The 2342-nt window shown below is 67.8% G+C and carries 5 protein-coding genes; all 5 read right to left on the bottom strand.

Annotated elements, in window-relative coordinates:
- Positions 1 to 467 (bottom strand): CopG family ribbon-helix-helix protein (locus tag ACFQEU_RS14610; RefSeq protein ID WP_379783344.1); only part of this gene is annotated, 467 nt, incomplete at its 3' end.
- Between the two features lie 51 nt (positions 468 to 518).
- On the bottom strand, positions 519 to 860 hold the full coding sequence (locus tag ACFQEU_RS14605; RefSeq protein ID WP_379783342.1) for a PadR family transcriptional regulator: 342 nt from the start codon (positions 858 to 860) through the stop codon (positions 519 to 521).
- 75 nt (positions 861 to 935) lie between these two features.
- Positions 936 to 1607, bottom strand: coding sequence for an NfeD family protein (locus ACFQEU_RS14600; RefSeq protein WP_379783340.1), 672 nt, complete (start codon positions 1605 to 1607; stop codon positions 936 to 938).
- 76 nt (positions 1608 to 1683) lie between these two features.
- The gene (locus ACFQEU_RS14595) at positions 1684 to 1965 is read right to left on the bottom strand and encodes a DUF7312 domain-containing protein (protein WP_379783338.1); all 282 of its coding nucleotides are present in this window, start codon (positions 1963 to 1965) and stop codon (positions 1684 to 1686) included.
- A gap of 138 nt (positions 1966 to 2103) precedes the next feature.
- Positions 2104 to 2342: PEP-utilizing enzyme (locus tag ACFQEU_RS14590; RefSeq protein WP_379783336.1), on the bottom strand; the 239-nt coding region annotated here is incomplete at its 5' end.

Raw genomic sequence — 2342 nt, 5'->3', positions numbered from 1 at the left:
TTACCGTGGCCGTGCCCTTCGCCGCCGGCGTTCGCCGCCGCGGCCGCGAGCGGCCCGCTCCCGAACTCGTCGACGGGCGTCACGCTGTAATCGACCGTGAGGGTGTCCTTCGTCGCCCGGATCTTCCCGACGAAGGTGGAAATGTCCTCCAGCGACCCCTCCAGGACGAACAGCTCCATACAGTACTGGCCGCCGACGTGGCTGTGGAAGTTCGAGGCGACGAGCCCCTCGTGTTCGTGCCGGAGGTGAATCATCCGTTCCTCGACGCTCGTGGTCTCGTAATCGAACAGCACCGTGACGACGGCCATTAGCCGCCTGTCCTCCAGTTTCGCGTCCTCGAACTCCCCGAGCAGGTTGCGGGAGGCCTCCCGGACGACCTCGCTACGCCCGGTGTAGCCGTGTTCGTCCGCGAACTCGTCGATCCGGTTCAACAGCTCCTCTGGCATCGACACGCTGACGACGGTCATATAATAAGCAAACGCGTTCTCATTATTAATCTTTTAGAAACTTTCTCGACCTCACGCCCCGTCGTCGCCGTCTCCCTCGGAGCTCTCCCGCTTGAACCCGTCCTGTGCGGCCCGTCCGCCATCGATCCGGTCCGAGAGCCAGTCGTAGTGGTCGAGCAGAGCTGCCTCGCCGGCGTCGGTGAGCGCGTAGATGTCGGCGATCCCCTCCGTTCGGCGGACGAGGTACCCGGAGTCGACGAGCGCCGAGAGGGTCGCATAAAACGACTGCGGGTCGATCCGCGCGTCGTAGTGGGTCTCCAGCCGGTTTTTAAGCGTCTGTGCGCGCAGCTCGCCGGCCTCGTACAACAGCGCACAGCAGTCCCGGCGTCGTCCGCTGTGGAACCACTTCGTCATACCGGGGGTTCCGGGCGCGGCCTCACGACCGTTTCGGTCGCGTGTCGGAGTCGAGTCGCGAGTCGATCCGGATCGTCAGTCGCGGTCGTTCCGCTCGGTTTCGAGGTGCGGCTCCGCGTTGTCGGCCGCCTCCTGCTCACCCGCGTCGTCGTCGGCCGCCCGCTCCCGTTTACCGCCGTCGTCGGCCGCTGCCTCGGCCTCTTTGCGCGCCCGATCGGCTGCGAGCTCGCGATCGATGTCGTCTTCGACGTAGGAGAGCGACTCGACGGTGACGACGTTGCCGCCCCCGGGGTCGACGACCATCACCTCCTCGCCCTCCTCGATGGTCCCCTCGATGGAACGGGCCGAGTAGAAGGGGTTGAACCCACCGCCTCGGAGCTTCACTTGACCGCCGCTGGTCGTCACGCGCTCGGTGACGGTTCCCATCTGCCCTTTCAGGCTGTCGCTGTCGCTGGTCTGTTGTTGGCCCTTCCCGCCGTAGAGGTCGAACTCGTGGTAGCCGTAGAACGCGGCCGCGCCGAACAGCAGCGTGAACACCGCCATCAACAGGGTGAGGAGCGTCCCAGCCACCCCCAGCGTCGCCAACACCACCCCGGCGAGGCCGGCCCCGATAAGCGCGATGCCGACGACGATGAAGTTCGCGCCCGGCGCGAGCGCCTCGGCCATCGAGAGCAGCAACCCGGCCGTCAATAACAGCAGCGGGAGGGTCTCGGGGCCGAACAGATCGGCCTGCAGGAGCACGTCCATACGTGTGTCTACGGCTGCGAAGTGAATAAGCTGTGGCACGCAGATCGGTCGCGCCGAACGGTCGGGAACGGGCCGATCAGAACCCGAACACCAACACGCCAACCGTCAGTGCGACGCCGAGCGCGACGAAAACGGCGTGTTCGAGCTCGATCGACCCCGGTTCGATGGGCTCCGCGCGCGGCGTGGCGGTGTCCTCCGTCACCCCGTCGGGGCCCACGTCGTCGACCGCGAAGCGCCACTCGCTCTCCTCGCCGTCGGCGGGCTCATCATCGTCCGCCCCGTCCTCGCCCTCGTCGCCGCGTGACTCCCGGACCTCGTTCGCCCGGCTCCGCACGTCGTCGTCGCTGTCGCGGCTCATGGAGGTCTCTATGCCGGTTCCGAATAAAGGGCTGGCGGGTGAGGCCGATCGGGCGCCCCGTGCGCCGGGCGCGGCGTCCGGGCCCAAGCGGAGTCGACATCCCGACGCGCACTATCGACGCCGGCCCCAGCGTAAGACCTACCGACGCCGGCCCGGCGTGACGACGTCGCCGTCGTACACGACCCCCCGCTCGCCATCGACGGTGACGATATCCCCCTCGGCGACACCTTCGGGAAGCGTCGCACCGGAGATCATCGGCACGCCGAGCTCGCGGGCGACGACCGCGGGGTAGCCCGTCATCCCCGGGCGAGCGTCGACGACCCCGCCGATCCGGTCGAGGTCGCCCTCGAACTCCGCGTCGAACCCCTCGGCGAGCG

Origin of the sequence: Halorubrum tibetense (assembly GCF_042661865.1) — an archaeon.
In the GTDB taxonomy this organism is placed as follows: Archaea; Halobacteriota; Halobacteria; order Halobacteriales; family Haloferacaceae; genus Halorubrum; species Halorubrum tibetense.
This window is presented reverse-complemented; position numbering and strand designations above follow the sequence as displayed.

Excerpts from the sequence above, each read along its gene's own strand:
- ACFQEU_RS14595 (WP_379783338.1), bottom strand. The coding sequence starts at position 1,965 with ATGAGCCGCGACAGCGACGACGACGTGCGGAGCCGGGCGAACGAGGTC.
- ACFQEU_RS14605 (WP_379783342.1), bottom strand. The coding sequence starts at position 860 with ATGACGAAGTGGTTCCACAGCGGACGACGCCGGGACTGCTGTGCGCTG.
- ACFQEU_RS14600 (WP_379783340.1), bottom strand. The coding sequence starts at position 1,607 with ATGGACGTGCTCCTGCAGGCCGATCTGTTCGGCCCCGAGACCCTCCCG.